The sequence below is a fragment of the Acinetobacter sp. SwsAc2 genome, assembly GCF_013391465.1.
GTDB classification, from domain to species: Bacteria; Pseudomonadota; Gammaproteobacteria; order Pseudomonadales; family Moraxellaceae; genus Acinetobacter; species Acinetobacter johnsonii.
On the sequence record NZ_JACBEZ010000007.1, the window covers coordinates 37,882 to 61,072 of the forward strand.

The window sequence follows — 23,191 nt, forward strand, 5'->3', positions numbered from 1 at the left end:
CTTTGCACAAATCATGCACAATCATGACAATTCTGATTTTCAGTATCAGACTCAAATCCAATAAAAACGAAAAATAGAGAGAAATTTGTGAAAATTTTATCTGCCAATACCTGTTATGTCCCCCATGACCTCAACCACGTGATTCGTTCTAAGGATGAGGTCTCCGCTACCTTGGGTGGTATGAAGGACGCGCAAATTCAAAGCATTTGGGCCAGTGTAGAGTCCCTATATAAAACAGGAAACTACCCGTTCATCAGCCTCTGCTTACGTCGTCAGGGACAAATATTGTTAAACCGCAGCATTGGTTATGCGCAAGGTAACTCGCCCGATGGTTTAGCGGCAGATGCGAAAATTGGCACACCCGATACCCCAGTTTGTTTATTTTCCGCCTCTAAAATCGTTACAGCCATGCTGATTCATATGTTGGATGAACGCGGTGATCTGAATTTACTCGATCCGATTAGCCACTATATTCCCGAATATGGCGTAAACGGTAAACGTCGTGCCACCATTTTTCATTTACTCGCTCATCGTGGTGGCATTCCTCGCATTGACAGCAAAGTCACGCCTGAACTGTTGTTTAATCAAGATCAAATTTTAGAACATCTTTATGCGGCACAACCCGTTTCAGCTTCGGGCACGCATCTGGCGTATCATGCCGTGACGTCAGGTTATATTTTAGGGGAAATTATCAAACGGGTAACAGGTCAAACAGCCCGTGAATTTCTTGCCGAAAATATCGAAAAACCCATGGGCTTAGATTACTTTAACTATGGCCTAAAACCTGAGTATCGAGCGGATGTCGCTTTAAACTATGCCACAGGTCTACATCCACGTTTAGGCACAGACCATTATCTCAATCGGGTACTGGGTGGTGGTTTACAGTTGGCGGTCGATGTGACCAATGATGCGCGCTTTATGGACACGATTTGCCCAGCGGGCAACATTTATACCAGCGCCGAACAAGCTGGACGTTTCTTTGAAATGCTCTTGAGTGGTGGCGAATACCAAGGCAAACAAATCATGAGTGCCCAAACGGTATTTCGCTCGACATTGGCCACGTCAGGAGTCAGTTTAGATCGGACATTATTAGTCCCGATGCGTTATGCCTTAGGCCCAATGTTAGGGAGTAATCCTATTGGGTTATTTGGACCCATGACTGGGCAAGCCTTTGGACATCTCGGGTTTTCCAATATTCTCTGCTGGGCCGATCCAGAACGTGATATTAGCGTATCGCTATTAACCACAGGAAAATCTGTCGTCGGGACCCACTTACCTGCTTTAGCGAAAACGCTTTATCAAATCTCAAAGCATTGTCCCAAAATCTTAAAGCACCAACGTCGCTCATTATTTGCAACCGATCGAAGCGAAACAGACTTAGTCTGAGCATAAAAAAAAAGCCCAAGTAAACTTGGGCTTTTTTGCGCTGTAGTGTTCTTTTATTTTTGTTCTTGTTGTTTTGGTTATCATTATAATAATGCGCTTTTCCGCGTCTTGTATTAAACATTCCATGTTTAATCATTTACATCCTTATGTGACATATTTTGCCACATCACACAGAAGAAAAAAGTCGCATTTCACTCATCTTCATGTAAGCGATTGCTTACATAAACTCCTCATTTTCTCCATTATTCAACTTAAATTTCTCTAAAAAATGCAATAGTAAAAATTTAATTTATTAAAAACAAATACTTAAATACATAAGAGCTAAATTTAAAAAAGCATAAGCAGTGCAATACTGAGACAGTATCTCTTCAATATTTAATCTATAACTGTATTTATGCTTCGAGGAATGAATGGCTATTTTTTGTCACATTTTGCCAATTTATCAGATATAAAAAAGCCTTGTAGTCTCTCCCAAAACTACAAGGCTTAGCGGCTGTAAGTTTCCTCTTTCACCTACTTCACTGTAAGTTCGCTGTCTACTGACGTTATTATTATCTTTTTGCGATTATACTCAACATTCCGTGTTGAGCTCTTTATGTGAAGCCATCTTCTCAAAATCCTCAGCAAAGCTCTATGCGCAAATCTCCTGAATCCATGTAAGCCATTTCGTACAAAACTCCTATTTGTTTATTAAATCTTCACAATTGAATTTGTTGATTAATTTTTCTTGATAGACCACTTTCTCGGGTGGTTCGAGTCACCATAGCATGTACGAATGCATCAGCATCGACCAGTAAACTGACCACTTTTTTCGCCCGCGTAATTGCGGTATAAATCAACTCTTTACTGAGTAATTTTTCAGCCTGCCGATCTAAAACCACCGCGGTATGGGTGAACTCAGAGCCTTGAGATTTGTGAATGGTCAGTGCAAAAGCCGTTTCAATATTTTTGGGTAACCGTGTCGCGGCCACCCATTTATCCAAACTAGGGAAATACACCTCAAACTGCAACTTACCTTGTTGTATACGCTGTAAACACAGGCCAATATCGCCATTCGACACCCCCAACTGATAGTCGTTATAGGTCATCATCACAGGGCGTCCTAAATACCACTCACCCTGCTTGATTTGTTTTGATTGCTCTAATAGACGTTGCTCGATTTGCAGATTGAGCTGTTTTAAGCCGAAATGGCCGTGACGTATGGCGGCTAAAATACGGTAATCATCAAAATATTGAATCACTTTGGGTACGAGAGACTCATTAGGATTTTGCTGATATTGCTTTAAAGCCTCAACATAGCCCTGAAAGCCAAGCATCAGCAGATCATAATAATGCTGTAACTGCTCTACAGATAAAGCCTGCTCGGGCAACAATTCGAGCTGTAAATAATCGACCTTGACCTGATCCAACTCAACCGCCTTCAACGTCGTAGCATTTACCACTTGTTGTTGAAAAGTGTTCAATACGCTCTGTTTTTCGGCAGGATGCGTCATTGAGTCAAAACAAGTTTGCTGTTGAATAAATTGTGCCAACTTTCCAATCCGTGCATCTGAGTTGAAACGACGGCTATTGACCAAATTGACTCTATTTTCAGCCAAAGCTGGAACCTGTTGTAAATCGGCGAGCACAGAGCCAACATCGACAGAAGCCAACTGATCGGCATCTCCCAATAAAATCAAACGGGCTTGATTCGGCATGGCAGCAAAGAGCATCTGCGCCAAATTTAAATCCAGCATTGACGCTTCATCAACAACAATCACATCATAAGGTAAAGGTTGTCTGCTATGAAAACGCGGTTGCTGCGTATTCCCAAGACCCAAAAGTCGATGTAACGTCACAGGGTTTAAGTTTTTCAAATCTGGGGTAATGAAGTCTTGTAACTTTTCATCTTGAAAAGAGTTTTGCAGGGCTTCTTTCATGCGCTGCGCCGCCTTACCTGTCGGTGCAGCCATCGCAATACGAATATCAGGCAGACTTTGCTTGAGAACCGCAATAATACGCGCCAAGGTATAGGTTTTCCCTGTGCCCGGACCACCTGTAATGATCGAGAGCGCCTGCTCAGCCACCATAGCCAAAGCCTGTTTTTGGTGTGGATCTTCAAGTAAATGGGCATAAGCTGAAATATCAACTTGCGTTAAGTTTTGTAGTTTTAACCGCGCCACTTGCTGGGCCAAGGACTGCTCTAAAGCCCAATAACGATACAGATATAATTGCTGCTGATCGTAAACAAACGGCGCTTTTTGTTGCTGTGCCTGCTGTTCATCCATCACCAAATCATCTAAGACTGTGACGGCTTCAGCTGCAACCGAGATACAACTCTCACCGCGTAGCATTGCTTCAAGGACCTGTTGAATCATTTCACTTCGGGTTTCGGTGAACCCTGTTTTACTTAGCGGTGACTGTTGAATAAACTGACTCCAACGTGTTAACCATGTGTCTACCACGGTAGCCTGATCAATACTGGCTTGATGAACATTTTCCACACGGTTATCCTCAAAGTTATCCACAGCTTAATTGTTTGTTTATGAGTGACTAATTTCACTTAATTCAGAAGTTTTGCCTACATGATTTTCACTATAAGTATCCTCAGCAAAATAACCCAAAATCGCATCTAATCTTAAAATAAACTCTGGGCTAGCACGCCAACTTAAAACCCCTTGATCAGGCTGCCCATTCATCCCTCTCAAATAGAGATAACTCGCCTGTCCCAGATGTTTTTCAATGTCATAGTCCAGCAAATTCACTTTTAAATAGCGATGCAAAGCCACCAAATACAAACCCGCCTGCAACCAATAACTGGCATGTGACATATTCAATTGGATTGCGTCATAATTGTAGCTCTGCTGATCCGCCCCTAAGAAGTTACTTTTATAATCGGCAATGTGATAACGCTGACCATCAAAATAAACCAAGTCTATCGAACCTGTCAGATAACGAGCAGAATTGGCTTCATTTAAGTCGAGTAGATCAATGCCGTATTCTTGAAACAATGTCTGTATGCGTTTAATCGCCAGTACATGATCGGACAATGACAAATAAAAAGGAAATTCGGCCAAGTGTTCATCGGCTTTCAGTTGCTTCAACTGAAAACCTGCATGCAAAGGCGTTTCTAGTACATCTGCTAACCACGCTTGCATCCACAGCACCAATTGAGTTTCATCATCCTGTCCAAACTCATTTTGATATTTGCCCAATAACTCTTGCCACAGTAAGGGACTATCATTTTTAAAACGACGATGAATTTCCAGTCCCCAGTCACCCGAGTCCTGAAAGTCAATATGCTCGAAAATTTCGTGCAGGAAGGTTCCCGCAGTCGTCCCCATTGGAAACTGCCGTTTAATCCACGCCAAAGGCTGACTCAGCTCCACATCAAGCACAGGATGATTAATCTCGTCATCCGCACTACCCACTTTCTCGCTCAAAACCGCTAAGGCATCCATTGCCTCTTTGCGACTCAAATGCTGTGCCAACGCACTAAAACTGGTTTTGGAACGTGGATAAAAACGCTGTTCAGGAAAAGCCAAAGCTTGCAGTTGAATGATCTCTTGCTGCTTGGCTGGTTGTAAACGGATCGGCTTTTCAGTCAGCAGCTCCTCATTACCACTGGCAGGATGTTCAAACAGATTACCTGCTTGGCCACGCCAAAATGCCAATGCCGTATTTGATTTATATTCCTGATCTTGCAGTAAGGCATACACGCGGTGGCTGGCGCGGGTCAGTGCGACGTACCATAAGCGATGCTGTTCTGCTTCGGCTCGCTCATTGTGTTGATCAATCGCGGCTGGGTCTAACAGGTTGGCATCATTTACCGCTACGATGCGCTGTAACTCGCTCTGCCCTGTCGTCGGATTGATCTGTTCCAGCGTTGAAAAGTTTAAGGTTTTATTCATTTCCTTAAAGTCTTTGTCGGCACCCAGCAAGAACACAATTTTAAACTCTAAACCCTTGGATTGATGAATAGTCATCAGTTGTACACCTGTGGCGCTGGAAAGTTTACGCTCTAACTCCCATTCACGTTCTGCAGGCAAATGTAACTGTTTGAGATACCAATGATACAGTTTCTGCGCGCCTTGAAACTGTTCACTATGTTGGCTCAATAACTCAGTCAAATGCCGTAGATTGACCACAGTCCGTTCGTTGTCTCGGCTTTGGTAAGCCACCAAGTTTTTCCACACTTTAAACAGGTTTAAAGCGTATTGCCATGCACTTAAAAAGCCTTTATTGATCCACATGTCGCGGATGTCATCAAAATCCGCCATAAACTGGCTCAGACCGTTGGCTTGCTTTTCCAGTTCCAGTAATTGTTTTAAATCAATCGCCAACAGCCGGCTCAAAAGCGCGCGGCGAACTTTGGCTTCATCAAAAGGATGCATCATTGCAGTCAATAGCGCACCAACATCTTTCGCGACCTGACTTTCAAACACACTACGTTTAGACGGACGGTTGACCAAAATTCCCAAATGCTCTAGTTCAAACTGAACTTTGTCCAAGCCATCATGGTTTTTCGACAACACCGCGATATCATTTGCCCCCATAAACTGTGGCGGATCATCTGCCACATACAGCTGCTGTTGAATGCCTTGGTTGATTAAATCACGAATTTTCCATGCCACTTGTTGAGCTTCATTTTTCTTGTCTTCAAGTAACAGCCAACGCAGCGATACATGGTTTTCACCCTGTGCATCGACCAAAGCGGGATGTGGTCGAGTCCCTGCTTCTACAGGCTGGTAATAGACCTGCTCACCAAAGTCCTGTTGGCGTTGAAATAAAGCATCCACCACCTGTACCAGTTTTTGTACAGAACGATGATTATATTTCAAACTATACTGCCGACCTTGCTTTGCCAAAACATCTAAACGTGCCTTGTTATAGGTCAGCATGTCACCACCACGAAAGCCATAAATAGCTTGTTTTGGGTCACCGACCATAATCATACAGCCTTGGTGATAACGTTGTGCATCACGCCAAATTCGCGCCAACATATCATCTTGGTCTTGGTTGGTGTCTTGAAACTCATCCACTAAAATGAGTGGATAGCGTGCCTGCACAAACTGGGCAAAGCGCCGGCCTTGTTCGCCCTGTAAGGCTTCTGACAAGGTACGGATTTGCTGGGCAAAAGTCGTTTCACTCTTTTGCTGCAAGACTTGTGGTAATCGCTTTTTCACCTCAGAACTTAAGTGATATTTTAAATACGCATCCAGCACATCCAAATTGAGCTCTAGCTCTGCCAATGCGTCTAAGAAAATGCGGACCTGTCGCCACACAGGATGCTGCTCAAACTGTTCCAACACATCTACAGCACATTTGTTTAAGACTTTTTTCGTTGCAAGGTCAGTCAGGTGCTTTAAGGTTTTTTCAAAATGTGGCGCAAATAAGGCATAAGCCCGCTGCTCTTTCAGTGCAGTCAAAAAAGCAGGTAAGTCCTGACATAGAATGCGTTGCATCAAAGCATCGGTACGCCATTTTTTCCCCAGCACTGCATGGTATTGCCCTTCAGGGGCATAATAGTCTTTCAAGCGTTCAATCTGCGCCACATCCAGCGCGGTAAATTGATCAATGGCCTGCTCAAATTGCGTCAAATCAAGTGCAGGTTTTTCCACCTGTTGAAACTGTGCCGATGCAAAGTTCAAACTATTTTCAACAATCGGCACATAAGCCTGTTCAGTTTTTAATTTTTGTTTTAATAGTAAATAATTCACTACAGGCTGCGGCTGTGCCTGAATCCACTCGCGTAATACGTCATGAATAAGCTGTTGAGTATAACTCTGCGCATCATCGGTGATATCTGCACGCTCAATCTTGCCACTTTCAAAAGAAAACTCACGCAATAACTTTTGACTAAAACTGTCCAATGTCCCGACGAACAGCTCATCTAACTGATCAATCACCAACTTCAAACGCTCTTGGGCAAAACCGACCCGCTGTGCATAGTCTATGAGTACCTTGGTAAACAGCGGATCTTGTTCAACAGCTATTTTGGCCTGTATTTCTCGCTCGGTCAGACTCTGACAACCTTCAAAATAACGTAAAGTTTCAATCAAACGTGCCCGAACGCGACTTTTCAGCTCCGCAGCGGCAGCACGGGTGAAGGTGGTTGCAATGACCTGATTCGGCAAATAGGCCCCGAGAAAAATGCGTACCATCAAACTGGATAAAGTAAAAGTCTTGCCTGTGCCTGCTGAAGCTTCAATCCAATGTAAGCCCTGAAAACTCATATCGGCAATGGGTTGATAAGACATGTTCGATGTAGTGACCTGAGACTGTGCTTTCATGACTTAGTCCTCAAGGCTTTGCTGATGCAAAAATATCGGATGATATAGTTCATAAGAAAACTGCTCGCAGGCATGGGCAAGTAATGCTTTGGCATCCTGCTCTTGTAGAATAAACTGCCAGTCGCGGTGTGCTTTATTGGCTTCATTTTCAGTCATTGAAAAACCACTAAAGCGACCATCTTCTTCCCACACTTTATAAATGGCGTCCATGTCCGCAATCACCATCTGTTCCTGATCATTCAGTTGCCATTCATGCGTTTTATCTTTCTCTGCAATTTTCAGTAACAAGGCCGCAGGTAAAACCAAAGGCTGAGTTTGTGCATACTCCCATGCTTTCAACCAAGGTTTAAGCCATTCACGCGCCTGATTTGAACTCACACCAGTGCATAAAATGGTTCGGTCACTAAACACCACGATGCGTTGATACTGCTGTCCGCCCTCACCCAAATTGACATAAGCCAGCCACAGTAAATACTCTAACCAAACTTTGGCACGGCGCTTTGCTCTGGCACTGGATGCTTCTACACTGACCCATTTTTCAGCACTGTATTTAGCTAGGGTGATATTGATCTGTAAATGTTCATTCACTTTCCAGACTTGTTGGGTCGTGGCTGTAGCCTCGGGTGCATAGCGTTGTAAACGTGCCAGCAAGCGCTGCTGCTCAAGCACGCTCATTTGCCAGACCCCATCTTGCACTTTACCAATCGGCAGTTGATCCATCAGAAGATTGGCATCTGCCGCTGCCTCATGTTGTTGTAAAAAATGACGAATGGCATAACGTCCTAAACCATCGAGCAGTAACGGTTCTTGCGTTGCAGGAACCTCTTCTGGTTTTAAGTTTTCCACGCCTAAAGTCTTGAGATACAGCCTTGCAGGGAAAGTGATGTCCTGAATCCACTGCTGACTATCAAGAACTTGAATATCTTGCTCTAATTTTGGATAAGGCGTATTGACCCAACTGCTCCGTTGTCCCGATGCATGTTGCAATTGTTTCGCGACTTGAAACCATTGGTCTTGAAAACGAATACTGTGCTCAGACTCAAAACCACGCGGATCAAAAGGCAATAAAGGATGGACATGATACAGCGATGCCAACTGTGCAGGGACAGTCACACCATGCTGATCAACCGTTGCATTGGCACTCTTGGTCTGTGTGTCAGGCTGCACAATAAAGGCCATATGCTGAATCAGTTCTTGCAATACCGTAGACGGATCACGGACTTCACCATCGTTGATATCAAAGCCATTATAAAATAACCATAAGTTCTCTTGTGCCAACAACAACGCATCTAGAAAAGCCCCTTGATCATCTTCCAAACGGGAACGATCCCCCAGTTGTGGTTTCAGTAAATCCATTAGGTCAAAAGGCAAATGCGCACTACGGTTGGGAAACTTGCCACTGTCCAAGCCCAACATCACGATCAACTTATACGGCACAGGTCGAATCTGACCAATTTGACTAAACGTGATCTGCCCCGTGGGTTCTGCATAGTCCAGTTGCGCTTCTAAGGTCTTTTGGATTTCTTCTAATACATAAGGCAAAGGTAAACTTAAACTGCGCAGTGCATGATGGTCGTGTTCGTCATAGAAACTCGCCAAGGTCAGCATACGTTCTTGTTTTTTGACCATCTTATACACTGCGGCCAAAGACTCGACACCCGCAGCTTCAAACTCGCGAATATCTTCCATCAAACGATTCAGCCAAGTTTCCGCAGTTGTCCGTTGTCCAGTTTCATGCGCGATCATCCACTCGGAACGGTGTTTGAAATCCTGATAAATTTTAATTAAAACACCAATCAGCTCAAAATCACTCGACTGTACTTGGGCATAGCTCAAGGTCTCATGAAACAGCACATGCTCTGGTACAGCGACGCCTAAAGCCAAACGATCTAAGGCAAACTTCAGACTATAACGATAGTCTTCATCCCCTTCGGCCAAACTGCGTTTTAAATGTTCAGCATCCAATCCACGCTTAAAGCCCGCGTTGATCAACAGCTCCGTCATCCGCTCAATCATATTCATGTCTAAGCTGTAACGTTGCTGCGTTGCATTTAAACTGAGCCAATCGGCAAAGTCCTCAATACTGAAACGCCCCCGTACCAAGACCATCCGTCCCAGCACAGCACGCCATGCATTTAAGGCATCGAGCTGAGTCACGCCAGCTAGCTTAATCGGCAAATAAATACTGTCTTTACTCAGTTGATGGCCCTTTTGCAAAGCCTCACGCTCATGGGGAGGAGGTGCAAAAACACTGCGAATAAAAGGCTCTAACTCAGTCAAACTAGGTGTCAACACTAAAATATCACTTGGACGTCGCGGTGCATCAGCCGTGCCCTGAGCCAACCAATGCGTCAGTTGATCTTTGAGGACTTCAAGCTGTCTGAGGCTGGAGTGACAGACATGAATCTGTATCGAATCATCTTGTTCAGCCAAGGCATAATGATGCTGTTCAGGTTCTACCAAATAAAGGACATCAGACTGAATTTTACCAAGTAAAGTTTCTGGATATTCATCGACAAAGATATCGGCCCACACCCCATCCTCACCTGAAGAAAGACTGGAAAGTAAAGAGAAATGATCCCGTGCCTGTTTACCAAATCGGGTCAGTAAAGGATGGCGAGACTCTCGGGTTTCTGCATTAAAATTGAGGGTAAACTCATCAAAAAACTGCTGAATCTCTGCATCATTGGCATTTGGATTTTTTTCAATAAAACGCTGCTTTACCCGTGCGTCATAACGCGCTTTCCAATTGGGATCGACACTGTCCGCCCAATATTCTTGCGATGGGTTATAGTGAAAAATAAAGATCTCGAGGTATTGCCCCAATCGATGTAAAAACTCCAATTGCTTTGGCGGTAAATCTAAGACAGTAAACACCACCAACTGTGCAGGCAATTTTTTCAGTGCAGCATCTCGGGTCTCTGCTTGATCGAGTAAGTCCCAAAATGCAGTATCAATACGCTGAATTTGTTCAAAGTCAGCATGGAACACCACTTGCCAGAGCCAACGCTGCCACGCTTCCAGCTCATGCGCTTGATTGAGCTGAAAAGCACTGAGTTCTTGCTGAGTTTTAAAAAACATCTGCTCCAAATCGAGCGGCTGGTTTTTACCCCACGCTTGTAACCAATTGGTCTGGCAACGACAATTTTGCGGTGGACAACCTTTGGTGCAATGTCCACGATAATCCATATAAAAACTAAATAACCGTGAAACCTGCTCCGCGACCCAATACAACATGCTTTGCTTTTTCAGCTGTTTATCGATGCCTTGTTGCAAACGGTCAGCGCTGGCATAGATCCGCTGAATAATCGGATACAACGGATGGGCAACCTCTAAAGGATTCAGCTCGGCTTGTATAAATTCTTTTAAGGCTTGGAAGACGCGCCATTTAATAATCAATCGCGGAATATTCGCTTTACGGACTTCATCTTTTTGGTCGACCAAAACCCACTGATAAGCCGACCATTGAAAACCACGAATACGATGATGAAACTGCGTGTTAGCACTGATGCCCTGCTGCTCAGCCAACTTTTGCGTTAGCCACGCCTCAACCGCAGGTGAAGGTACAATAAAGTGCTGTGCTTGCAGCACTTGAAAGGGATTTTTGGCCGGTTTAAAGACGGTTTTTTGCATGGCTTGCAACAGAACATCAATACGCTGACTTTGTATTACGTGTATCGCCATGTTTCCCCTCAAATGACCGTCTTATGAAAAATCTACAAAAGCACACAGATTATTGACTATACTTCTGGTTCTGTCTATGTCACTTTGATGACATATTTCTATTTAAAATTTGCTTTAAAATACGCACTTTAAGCAAAACTAGAATCAATGTGAATCAGGATATTTTAGGGTTTAGAAGATGAAATTAGAGCATATTCCAGAAAAAATTGATCCCTCTTTAAATTTAGAACAAATCCGCGAAGAGTGTTTGGATTTAGTCAAAAAGCGCGCCTATTTTTCCGCAGGTGCTGCGGTTATTCCAGTCCCCTTCCTCGATGTGGTGATTGATGTGGGCATATTGTCGCAGTTGATTCCCGAAATTAACGCCCGCTTTGGCCTAACCCCTGAGCAAGTCAGTGTCTACGACCCAGAAACCAAGCAAATACATTGGTCAGAACTGCGTAAACGTGGCGTGGAGTTCTCTGGACTGGTGGTGGCACGTACAGCCGTGAAGAAATCCCTCAATAACATGGCAGCCAAATACATCACCAAACAAGTCACTAAATTCATTCCTCTTGGTGGGCAGATGATTGCGGCTAGCTTGGGTTATGTCGTGATGAAAAAAATTGCGGAAACTCATGTGGAAGAATCGTATAAGCTCGCCAAAGGCATTCAACTGAAACAAGCCGCTGAACAAGGTGTTCCTGTTGCAGCGCCAGTGACCCAAATTCCCTTAAGTTAAAGAACTAAATCCGCCTCTATAAAAAACGGTCAAATGACCGTTTTTTATGCTTTTTAATCTGTATCGCGATCCGCTTTGAGCTGTTTTAAAATTGCCCTTAAGACTTCAATTCTGGCCTGTTGTTTATCATTGGTAGAAATAATATACCAAGGCGCATAACCCGTATCGGTATGTGCAAACATATCCGCGGCTGCCTTTAAATAGTCATCCCATTTGTCGCGATTGCGCCAATCTTCTTCGGTAATTTTAAAGCGTTTATGCGGAGTACTTTCGCGGGCTTTAAAACGCGCTGCTTGTTCATCTTTATCAATCGCCAGCCAAAACTTAATCAGCACGGTTTGGCTGTTACTGAGGTTTTTTTCAAAACGATTGATTTCCGCATAAGCGCGTTGCCACTCCACCTCGGTTGCGAAGCCTTCTATCCTCTCTACCAAAACGCGTCCATACCATGTCCGATCAAAAATAGTGATGTCATCCGACTGCAATTTGCTCCAAAAACGCCACAGATAAGGACGGCGTAACTCATATTTTTCAGGTGCGGCAATGGTATGAATTTCATATTCTCGTGGGTCAAGCTTTTTCACAATACGCTTAATCGCCCCCCCTTTACCCGCAGCATCCATACCTTCAAAAGCGATCACCACTTTACGGTCATCACAGCGGATGGCATCGGCCACTTGTTTGGTGAGTTTTTTTAACTCTGCTTTATAGTTTGCATCCTCAGCTTGAGGGGCTTCAAACTGAGTCAGAATATCCGGTATCGGTGCTTGCTGCCATTTTAATGCGGCCTTTTTTTCATGCTCTGGACAGTGACGCAGCGCTGTTAAAATCGCTTGTGCAAAATTGTGATTACGCAAATCTTCATCTTCACCATCAATGATTTGCCAGTCGTCAGTGAAACGCGTACGCAGCTTTTGCAAGGTGTCATATTGTTTTTTATTGCGCCAGTCTAGCCCATGCAACTTATGCCAATGTACTTCGCTCGGGTCCATGTCATCCAAACGCTTTTGCAAAGACTTCCACGACAAATCGAACCAAACTTTTAAGACATCTACGTTGTTGTTTTTTAAGTCCTGTTCAAAAGCCCGCATATTGCTGACGTATTCATCAAACAAAGTGTCGTCCAAAGGCTTTGAAGCATGCATGGCCGTAGCCAACAAGTCCCCATACCAGTTACCAAACCACACCATAATTTGCCCTTCGGCAGGTACAAATCGAGTATAGGGCTGCCAAAAAGGCTGTTTTAGATTAAACAGGTGCGGTGGATCGGCTTTGACATATAAAAAACGTGGATCGACCCATTCGCGCAGCTGTTTCACCGCTTCACCTTTACCCGCAAGTTCAATTCCACTGACCAAAATCACTAAACTTTTTGCATTGCTCTGATCACGGGTATTCATCAATGCATATTGCGCTTCAATTAAGTCCAGTGAAAGCTGTTCTTCGTTCAGCACTGCACTGGCGATCGTTTCTGTATCCATTGCCCCTCCTTTTTTCTATTTAATCAAATCACTAGATCCTAAAAAATGATGATCTAGATGATTTTCACACGCGTCTTTTGACTACTTCTACATCAAACTGACCACAAATAAATAGTTTTTTTGTCACTTTGTCATAGCGAGTTCCGTCATCACGCACTAAGATTTAGCTATCTTTAAATAGAACTGAGACAGCAAATGTCCAAACTCGCCGCCCTCGATGAGCTTTTAGAACAGTATTACCAATTGCATTATCATCAAGATTCGGTGCTCTTCCAACGTTTACAAGATGTGCAATTCTGGCAAAAGCAACGGATGCAACGCACGCATAACCGTGCTTTCTCAGAAAAACAGAACCTCTTGATGGCCGAGTATTTTATCAACCGTTTATATGGTGGCCCAGATTTTGACGCTTTGGCAGGACAAATTGCACGCTTGAGCAAATATGCGCACAAAGCGGAGAAATTAATTCCTGAAAATGCCATTAAAACAGGTACCTCTGGGGTTGAGTTGGCGATTTTGGCGGTGCGACTTGATGAACAAGTGGCGATGCAATTACTGAAAGATCACCATCCCTCCGAAGCCTTAAGCGATGATTTGATGCGCCAAGCCTACTTAAAACTAGAACAAGGCGAAGAACGCTTGAAACAGTTGTATTTACTCGATCAATTGGGTAAGAATCTCGATAAATACATGCGCTCTTTTATGGTCTATACCGCTTTTAAGATGTGTAAAGGGACTGCCAACAAATATAACTTCAATGTCATGTATGAATTTATGCAGGATGGCTTTTTAGCCATGAAACCGCTAAAGTCGGCAGAGAAATTTGTGAAAGACTTTACTGCGGTGGAACGTCAAATTATTGATAAAGTCCATGCAGGGCATTTGTATCCTTTTCAGTAAATTTCAACGAATGACTTGATAAAAATAAGCCAGCAGCAGCTTTGCTCTGCTGTTTTTCTGTATATTATTCAGCACAATTGCATGATGGTTACTGTACAACGTCCTAGAATCTGTCATCATGCATGCACTGCAACATTTACCCTATTGCTATGTTAGGAGTGACTCCCATGTCGAATGAAAATCAAACGCCTACCGCTACTCAAGAGTCGGCACAAAACACAGACAAAGTGAGTCCATTTTTAACTGAACCATTACCCCAAGGCACAGCGCAAGGTCAGCAAAAATCATTACAACAACAGTTGACTGATAGCCCTATAACGGGTTCTGTACCCAAATACAATCTTCCTCGCGGTGCCAACACAGGTAACGTCGGCAGTACCACACACTTTGGTTACCAGACGGTAAGCAGTGATGACAAAGCCCAAAAAGTGGCGGAAGTTTTCCACTCGGTTGCCAGCAAATACGACATTATGAATGACTTGATGTCTTTTGGTATTCACCGTCTATGGAAACGTTTTGCGATCAACATGTCAGGGGTTCGTCGTGGTCAACGCGTATTAGATATTGCTGGTGGGACAGGCGACTTGGCTAAAGTGTTTAGCCGCGAAGTTGGCCCTACAGGTCATGTGGTACTTTCAGACATTAATGAATCGATGTTGAATGTGGGTCGAGATCGTTTAATTGATGCAGGCTGTACCAATGTTGACTTCGTATTAGCTAATGCTGAAACCCTCGAGCCATTTGAAGACAACAGCTTTGACCTACTTACGATCTCGTTTGGTCTACGTAATGTGACCGATAAAGATGCAGCACTTGCAGCGATGTACCGCGTGCTTAAGCCAGGTGGTCGCCTACTGGTATTAGAGTTTTCTAAACCTGTGTTTGAGCCTTTTTCAAAACTGTACGATCTATATTCGTTCACCGCACTGCCGATCATGGGCAAAATTATTGCCAATGACTCAGAAAGCTATAAATATTTAGCCGAGTCCATTCGTATGCACCCAGACCAACGCACGCTAAAAGGCATGATGGAAAATGCAGGCTTCCAAAACTGTGACTATCACAACCTGACAGGCGGTATCGTTGCTGTACACCGTGGTTTTAAACTTTAAAATTAAACGTTTAAGGGCAAATTATGTGGTCGATTCTGGCACTCGGTGCAATTGAACGATTAATTCATCATGTGATTAATTTGGATGCGATCACTCGCATCCAGCTCAATGAACTACAAGGCAAGATGTTACGTGTGGTGATCGCATCCCCGCAACTGTCTGTAGATGTGTTCTTTGACCAAGCCAAAGTGCGCTTAGAACCTACCGTTACAGGGCATAGTGAAACAGCGTCCATTTTCGAACAACGCCCTTTTGACCAAGCTCAATCTCACACCCCAGCAACCGCAACTTTAACGGTGGCCAATGTGGTTGAGCTGCTCAAGCTATTACTGGCGGATGATGTCGGCAATATCCCGCTCCAAGGTGATTATCACCTTCTACAGGATATTCAACGGATTATGCAACACGCTGAGCCTGACTTGGCTGCGCATTTAAGCCCATGGATTGGCCCAAGTTTGGCGCATGAATTGGCTAAAATTCAGCTGGCACCAAAACACATCAAACAGGCCTTACAAAGTCATTTGTTTTTTGCTGAAGATACCTTAAAAGAAGACAGTGGTCTATTTGCCCCACGTTGGCAAATGGATGATCTGCATCAAGACACCCGCATTTTTAATCAAAACTTAGATCGTGCCGAAGCCAAAATTCAACAGCTTCAAGCACAGATTGACACTCAAGACTCAACTCAAAACTAGGTATTTACATATATGATTCCGCACGTTTCACGTTTACTCGAACTTTGGCGCATTGCCGCGCACTATAGACTCGACACGTTGTTTCCTGCGGAAGAATTGCCTGAAAAAGCGCGCCATGCGTTGGGTGTAATTCGTATGCACCCTGCGGCATGGTCCAGTCGTGAACGTAAAAACCCACTGAAGCTCAAACAAGCTTTAGAGGAAATGGGACCACTGGCGATTAAAATGGGACAGTTGCTGTCTACTCGTCGTGACCTAATTCCACCTGAAGTACTACAACAACTGGTTCTACTCCAAGACCGTGTCAAACCCTTTGGTTCTGATGTCGCGAAAATGCGTATTCAAGACTCATTGAAAGCCGATGTAAATACGCTGTTTGCACGCTTCGACGAACAACCCTTGGCAGCAGCCTCAATTGCTCAAGTACATACAGCCGCTTTACATGATGGTCGCGAAGTGGTGGTGAAAGTCACCCGTCCCGCTATTCGTAGTCAAATTTTACAAGACTTTGAAATTTTAGAATGGTTGGGCAATTTTCTTGAAAAACGCCTAGAAGCCGCGCGTGCACTACACTTATCTGAAATTATTCAGGACTATCGTCAGGTCATCTTAAATGAACTGGATTTGACCTTAGAAGCCGACAATACCCGTCGTATGCGCCATTACTTTACAGGCTCAAGCATGATGTATGTGCCTGAAGTCTATATGGATAGCAAAGACGTGATGGTGGCTGAACGCATTACGGGCGTTCCCATTTCAGACATTGAAACCTTTGAAAAGCTGGGGATGGATCGTAAAGATCTGGCGGAAAAAGGCTTAACCATTTTCTTTACCCAAGTCTTCCGTGACAACTTTTTCCATGCCGACATGCATCCGGGCAATGTCTTCGTTGAAACCCTAAACCCAAGCCAACCCCGCTATATTGCACTAGACTGTGCCATTATGGGTGAGTTGTCGAAGCACGACCAAATGACCGTGGCACGTATGCTGCTTGCGGTCATGAACAGCGACTTTATGCAACTGATTCAAATCGTGCATCAAGCTGGTTGGATTCCACCGGGCACAGACCAAGATGCACTAGCACGTGAAATGCGTCGCACGGTCGGGCCAATGGTGTCCAAACCCATGCATGAATTGGACTTCGCGGGCATTTTGATTCAGGTAATGGATATTGCACGACGCTTCCATTTGGAAATTCCACCACAGCTGATGCTGCTGCTTAAAACCCTCGTGCATGTTGAGGGTTTAGGTACAGACCTTTACCCAGAGCTGGACATTTGGAGTTTGGCAAAGCCAATCCTGACCGATTGGATCAAAGCGCAAATGAATCCACAGAAGAACCTAAAAGAGCTGGGACAAAAAATTCCTGACTTACTTTTAGGGGCACAAGACTTCCCGACGCTGTTGGTCGATAGCTTAAATGGTCTCAAAAACCAATCAGCTTGGCATGCTAAACAGCTCAATGAACTACAAAGCATGCGCCTGCAAATGGAACATCAGCAAAAGCGCAGTTGGATTTTTGGCAGTCTCATGGCCATTTTGCTGTCGATTGCGATTATCTCGCCTTGGTTTATTTCAGTGATTTTAATTGTACTCACCAGCTTACTGGCGGTGTGGCGCGTGTTTAAATAGACGCTTTCTGCTGTATTAAAAGCCTGAGTCTCTCAGGCTTTTTTATGTTTAACGTCTATGTAGGAAGTGACTCCTAAGTCATTCTTGGATCACTTTTGCCAATGCACTCATTCACTCGCCAGTTAAAATGACAATACATATTGTCTTTTTGAATGATCACGATGACTCAAATCCTGCAGAAACACCCTCCCGCTTTAAGCATTCGTGCAGGTAAATTAGCACGTCAACTGATTCAAAGCGAAGGCTTACAAGCGGAACAGGTCGATATTGTACCCGGTGCCGCAGGTGGGCCCAAAGGCATCGGGATTCAAGGTTTAGACCAAGCCATTTTTGGTGAATTCTTTGCTCGTGCACCGCAAAGACGGACTTTGATTGGTTCGTCCATTGGCAGCTGGCGCTTTGCCAGCATCTTAGCGCACGGTGCAAAAGCAGGTACCGAACGTTTAGGTGAACTCTATACCAACCTCTATTTTGATAAAAAAATGCAACGCCAAGAAGTCAGTGATATTTGCAGGGGCATGCTGCTCGACTTGGTGCAAGGTAAGGAAGAGGAACTAGTAGATCATCCCGATTACCACCTCACGGTACTTTCGATTAAGGCTCAACACATCTTCCAAAGTGACCAAGTTCTGCCGCTCTTGGCCTCTGTGGCAGGTATCATCGGTACAACCGCTGTTTCGCGAAAGCATAGTCGCCACTTTATGCAACGGGTGATTAGTCAGCCCAGCAATGGTAAACAATTTAAAGTAGAAGATGATTTTCTCACTCATTATCACAGTCTCACCGCTGCAAACGTTCTGCCTTGGTTGATTGCCTCAGCCTCTATTCCAGGCGTGATGGCCGCAATTCGCGATATTCCAGATGCACCACAAGGCAGTTATCGCGATGGGGGTCTGATTGACTATCACATCGATCTGCCTTTTGAGAGTCAAGGCATTGTGCTTTATCCGCACTTTACGGACAGCATTACGCCGGGGTGGTTTGATAAACTGTTTAAACGTCGCGCCAATCCTGAAAATCAAGCCCGTACGCTGCTCCTGTCTCCATCCCAAGACTATTTACGGAGCTTACCTTTAGGACGCCTGCCCGATCGTAAAGATTTCACCCTCAAAGGGCTCGACCAAAAACAGCGCATTCAAATGTGGAACCAATGTATTTCTGAAAGTCAGCGCTTAGGTGATGAATTCTTGGAAATGTTGGAAAAACAGCATTTTGCACAGGCGATACAAGATTTATAAACAAAATTTGCGCATGAATGTAATCTTGTTTAATCTGACCAAATTAAGAAAAATCGAGATTACATTTTTTCTATGCTAACAATAATTTTAAGTGAACAAGAAATGTATGGTCAAATCATTGAATTACAAAATGAATCTTGCGAAAGAAATGTGATTGCAAGCTCGTTAGAGGATTTCATTCAAATCAACATCGACCAATTAAAAAACCTGACGATATTCGTTACGCATTCATTTAAACAATGGTTAAATCATTCGGTCTATGATTTCTAATCACTCCCCCCACTTCGCCATCATCGGTGCAGGAACCGCAGGATTAGCCACTGCGATTTTACTGGCTCGCCAAAATATGCAAGTCAGTATTTTAGAGAAAGCCACAGAACTTGAACCTGTCGGAGCAGGACTGTTACTACAGCCCTCTGGTTTAGCTGTTTTTGAGCATTTAGGCCTTTTAGATGAAGTTTTAAGACTGGGTGCAAAAGTCACTGGGCTCAAAGGTCAGTTACCGAGTGGAAATTTACTGGTCAATAGTCATTATCAACAAGCGCATCCTGATTTTTATGGTGTAGGTATCCATCGAGCAACGTTATGTCATGTTTTAGAAAATAAATGCCGTGAATATCCTGAACTCATTACGTGGTATATGAATACCGACATTCAAAAATTAGAAGAAACATCCAATCAAGTTCGGGTTTTGGGTAGTAAAGATGGTGAATCATTTGATCAAGCATTTGATGCTGTGATCATTGCCAATGGCGCACGCAGCCTTTTAAGACCGAAAGAATGGGTGAAGGTTGATCAAGCTTATCCTTGGGGAGCGAAATGGACAATTGTTCCCGAATGTCTTGAATTAGATACAGAAATTTTACATCAGTTCCATGATCGCTCTAAAATCATGATGGGAATCTTACCGACCGGTACAGTACCACATGAACCCAAGCAAAGGCTATCGAGTGTGTTTTGGAGTCTTCCCAGCCATCAGCTGAATAACTTTCTACACAATTCACAAGCTCACTCAGACTGGTTAAACCAAGTGTCTAAGCGTTGGAAACCTGCTGCGGATTGGTTAGAACAAGTCATTGCCCAGCCTGAACAAAAATCACAATGGTTGACTGCAAATTATCGTGATGTGGTACTGTCTAAGTTTGGTGAGGGTCGTATCGGTGTCATGGGTGATGCAGCACATGCGATGAGTCCACAACTTGGGCAAGGTGCAAATATGGCCCTTTTAGATGCATGGGCTTTGGGGCAAGCGGTTCAAAGTGCAAGAAAAAATGAAGCCATTGATTATGTTCAACTCTGGCAAACTTACCATCAACACCGTCAAAGTTCGACGGCGTTCTATCAATTTTTAAGTCGTTTACTCACACCACTTTACCAATCTGACCTATGGTGGGCAGGTGGTTTACGTGATTTAAGCTTTGCTTGGATGTATCGAATCCCCTATTTCCGTAAAGAAATGGCGGTGACGATTTCAGGTTTAAAATTAGGCATGTTCAGTCAAATGAACTATCGGGATGTTGCAAAACAGAACAATCATTCTGTGTAGAATACGAAGACAATCACCATCATCCGCTTTGGATGGGTGACTGATGGTTGAATTTCTAAAATATATCAATTAAGCCACTGTGAGATAACTGTAGAAAGTTTCTCCTCTATTCTGTTTAAATCACGTAGACTATAGCGCGCTACGTTGACATCGTAACACTCTCAATATTTATTCGCTTGGTGAAATCTTATGAACAATTTGCAATGGCTCGATGAAGTAAAATTTAACGAACAAGGTTTAGTCCCTGCCATTGCACAGCATCATCAAACGGGACGTGTCTTGATGGTTGCATGGATGAACCGTGAAGCTTTGGCTTTGACGGCTGAGAAAAACCAAGCCGTGTATTTCTCTCGTTCACGCAACAAGTTATGGCACAAAGGCGAAGAATCTGGGCATTTCCAAACCGTGCACGAAATTCGTCTCGACTGCGATGCCGATGTAATTGTGCTGCAAATTGAACAACACGGCGGGATTGCTTGTCACACAGGTCGCGAATCATGCTTCTACCGCAAACTCACGCCAAATGGCTGGGAAATTGTGGATGCACAGCTCAAAGACCCGAACGCGATTTATGGTGAAAAATCAACTAATCCACATACATTGGCGATGAATGCCTCAACGGCGCAGTCTGAGCAAGTTGAAGTTTTGTCCTACCTCGGTCAAATGATGGCTGAGCGTAAAGCAGCGGATCCAGACTCGTCTTATGTCGCGAAGCTGTATCACAAAGGTCTCAACAAAATTTTAGAAAAAGTCGGTGAAGAAGCGGTTGAAACCATTATCGCAGCTAAAGATTTTAAATCTGAAGCCAATGAAGACCATAAAAATGATTTGATCTATGAAGTGGCAGATCTTTGGTTCCATACGATTGTGGTTTTAGGTTATTTCGACTTAGACCCTCAAGTGGTTCTTAATGAATTGGCACGTCGTCAAGGGCTTTCTGGTTTGCTTGAAAAAGCCAACCGCAGCCACTAAGTTTATTGCCTGTGTCGAATATCATCAAACCGAGCGCGACTTATGAGCAAGCCATTGCCATTGATAACGCGCGTCTGGGCAAATCGTTTAAAGTAATTGCTTATGCAGGCACAGGTAAAACCACCACACTGCAAATGATTAGCGACGCCATGCCACAAAGACGTGGCATGTATTTAGCGTTCAACAAAGCCATTGCCAGCGAAGCGCAAACGAAGTTTCATGGCAATGTCGACTGCCGAACCTTCCACTCGCTTGCTTTTCGCAGTGTTCCACGTGGAGTGACGGACAAACTTCGTCTGCCTCGTTTAAGCCCGAGTTTTATTGCCAAAGAATACCGTCTTGAACCGATTACCTTAAGACGGATGATGGGCGGACGTTATGAAAAATATGTATTGATGCCATCACGCTTGGCCAGCCTTGTGGCGAATGCCGTGAGTCACTTCTGTTCAACCAGTTCTCAGTACCCAGCACCACGACATTTACAAGCACCGAGTTGGTTACACCCCGATGATATCGATTCACTACAAAAGCATCTTTATCCTGCCATTGAACGTCGTTGGTTAGAGTCCATCGATCCCAACCATCAGGCTGGGATTGGTCACGATATTTATTTAAAACTGTGGGCGCTGTCTGAACCGAATATCCCAAGTGACTATGTGTTGTTTGATGAGGCACAAGATGCTGACCCACTGATGTTGGGCATCTTACTGAAACAGCGTAATACACAAGTGATCTATGTCGGAGATGCACACCAACAAATTTATGCATGGCGCGGCGCAGTCAATGCCATGCAACAACTGCCTTTGCCTGAGTCCCGTCTCACCACCTCGTTTCGTTTTGGTGAAGAGATTGCATTGCATGCCAATGCTATTTTAGGCGCCTTGAATGAAACCGTGCCGCTCATGGGTAACCCTCTGCTCAACTCCAAAGTAGTCAACAAACCCCATACCAAAATGCGCGATGCGATTTTATGTCGCACCAATGCCCGCGCCATGGAATTGCTGCTTTCAGGATTAGTTCATGGCGACAAAGTCAGCCTACAAGCCGACCATGTCAAACTGAACCGCTTTGTCGATGCCGCAGCGATGCTTAAACAAGGTAAGCGCGTCACCGATGTGCCTGAACTGGCCTGGTTTAATTCTTGGCATGATGTACATGAATATTGCGAAACCAATGACGGCAGTGACATCAAGCCTTTAGTAAAATTGGTAGATGATCATGGCACCGATCCACTCAAAAAAGCCCTCGCGAAGATTACGCCGATTGAACAAGCGGATTATATTATTTCCACCGCACACAAAGCCAAAGGCTTAGAGTGGAACCGCGTTCACATCGAAGATGATTATCAGTTTAAGGTCAACGACAAAGACCATAAAATTAGTGATGAAGAGTTAAGACTGCTTTACGTGGCCTGTACACGTGCTAAAGTAAGTTTAAATATCCATCACATTTACGATCTGATGCAGCAGCTTAAAAAACAAATGCCAAGCTCATTACGTAAAGTTGCTGGATAGTCGAATGTAAAAATAGTCACAACCGCTGCGGGTGTTCT

The 23,191-nt window shown here is 44.1% G+C and carries 14 protein-coding genes; 10 read left to right on the plus strand and 4 right to left on the minus strand.

Annotated features, from left to right (window positions below; genetic code table 11):
* The first annotated feature begins 87 nt into the window (after nt 1–87).
* Entirely contained in the window at nt 88–1,386 is a 1,299-nt protein-coding gene (locus HYI04_RS04775) for a serine hydrolase (RefSeq protein WP_159152962.1), read from the plus strand.
* Between the two features lie 698 nt (nt 1,387–2,084).
* On the opposite strand, the gene recD is transcribed toward HYI04_RS04775, so the two are convergent.
* Genes recD through HYI04_RS04790 form a run of 3 tightly spaced genes read right to left on the minus strand, consistent with a single transcriptional unit; the run spans nt 2,085 to nt 11,342 of the window.
* Entirely contained in the window at nt 2,085–3,869 is a 1,785-nt protein-coding gene (gene recD / locus HYI04_RS04780) for an exodeoxyribonuclease V subunit alpha (RefSeq protein WP_178895921.1), read from the minus strand.
* 39 nt (nt 3,870–3,908) lie between these two features.
* Nucleotides 3,909–7,658 (minus strand): UvrD-helicase domain-containing protein, encoded by a 3,750-nt coding sequence (locus tag HYI04_RS04785; RefSeq protein WP_178895922.1) that lies wholly within the window; start codon nt 7,656–7,658, stop codon nt 3,909–3,911.
* 3 nt (nt 7,659–7,661) lie between these two features.
* Nucleotides 7,662–11,342 (minus strand): exodeoxyribonuclease V subunit gamma, encoded by a 3,681-nt coding sequence (locus HYI04_RS04790; protein WP_159152959.1) that lies wholly within the window; start codon nt 11,340–11,342, stop codon nt 7,662–7,664.
* 178 nt (nt 11,343–11,520) lie between these two features.
* Between HYI04_RS04790 and HYI04_RS04795 the strand changes: the two genes are divergently transcribed.
* The gene (locus tag HYI04_RS04795; RefSeq protein WP_004692676.1) at nt 11,521–12,063 is read left to right on the plus strand and encodes a hypothetical protein; all 543 of its coding nucleotides are present in this window, start codon (nt 11,521–11,523) and stop codon (nt 12,061–12,063) included.
* A gap of 53 nt (nt 12,064–12,116) precedes the next feature.
* Here HYI04_RS04795 and HYI04_RS04800 read toward each other — a convergent pair whose 3' ends face one another.
* Nucleotides 12,117–13,544: a phosphate--AMP phosphotransferase gene (locus HYI04_RS04800; protein ID WP_078425732.1), complete on the minus strand. Its 1,428-nt coding sequence runs from the start codon at nt 13,542–13,544 to the stop codon at nt 12,117–12,119.
* A gap of 195 nt (nt 13,545–13,739) precedes the next feature.
* Here HYI04_RS04800 and HYI04_RS04805 point away from each other — a divergent pair, with 195 nt between their 5' ends.
* From HYI04_RS04805 to HYI04_RS04840, 8 genes are all read left to right on the plus strand, one after another.
* On the plus strand, nt 13,740–14,444 hold the full coding sequence (locus tag HYI04_RS04805; protein WP_159152958.1) for a hypothetical protein: 705 nt from the start codon (nt 13,740–13,742) through the stop codon (nt 14,442–14,444).
* A 167-nt stretch (nt 14,445–14,611) separates the two neighbouring features.
* Entirely contained in the window at nt 14,612–15,556 is a 945-nt protein-coding gene (gene ubiE / locus HYI04_RS04810; RefSeq protein ID WP_159152957.1) for a bifunctional demethylmenaquinone methyltransferase/2-methoxy-6-polyprenyl-1,4-benzoquinol methylase UbiE, read from the plus strand.
* A gap of 23 nt (nt 15,557–15,579) precedes the next feature.
* Nucleotides 15,580–16,251 (plus strand): SCP2 domain-containing protein, encoded by a 672-nt coding sequence (locus HYI04_RS04815; RefSeq protein ID WP_159152956.1) that lies wholly within the window; start codon nt 15,580–15,582, stop codon nt 16,249–16,251.
* A 12-nt stretch (nt 16,252–16,263) separates the two neighbouring features.
* On the plus strand, nt 16,264–17,883 hold the full coding sequence (locus HYI04_RS04820) for an AarF/ABC1/UbiB kinase family protein (protein WP_178895923.1): 1,620 nt from the start codon (nt 16,264–16,266) through the stop codon (nt 17,881–17,883).
* 161 nt (nt 17,884–18,044) lie between these two features.
* The gene (locus tag HYI04_RS04825; RefSeq protein ID WP_178895924.1) at nt 18,045–19,121 is read left to right on the plus strand and encodes a patatin-like phospholipase family protein; all 1,077 of its coding nucleotides are present in this window, start codon (nt 18,045–18,047) and stop codon (nt 19,119–19,121) included.
* Nucleotides 19,122–19,380: 259 nt separating this feature from the next.
* Complete coding sequence (locus HYI04_RS04830; RefSeq protein WP_159152954.1) at nt 19,381–20,667, plus strand: NAD(P)/FAD-dependent oxidoreductase; 1,287 nt, start codon at nt 19,381–19,383, stop codon at nt 20,665–20,667.
* Nucleotides 20,668–20,856: 189 nt separating this feature from the next.
* On the plus strand, nt 20,857–21,639 hold the full coding sequence (gene hisIE / locus HYI04_RS04835) for a bifunctional phosphoribosyl-AMP cyclohydrolase/phosphoribosyl-ATP diphosphatase HisIE (protein WP_087011214.1): 783 nt from the start codon (nt 20,857–20,859) through the stop codon (nt 21,637–21,639).
* Between the two features lie 11 nt (nt 21,640–21,650).
* Nucleotides 21,651–23,153 (plus strand): AAA family ATPase, encoded by a 1,503-nt coding sequence (locus HYI04_RS04840; RefSeq protein ID WP_078388536.1) that lies wholly within the window; start codon nt 21,651–21,653, stop codon nt 23,151–23,153.
* The last annotated feature ends 38 nt before the right edge of the window (nt 23,154–23,191 follow it).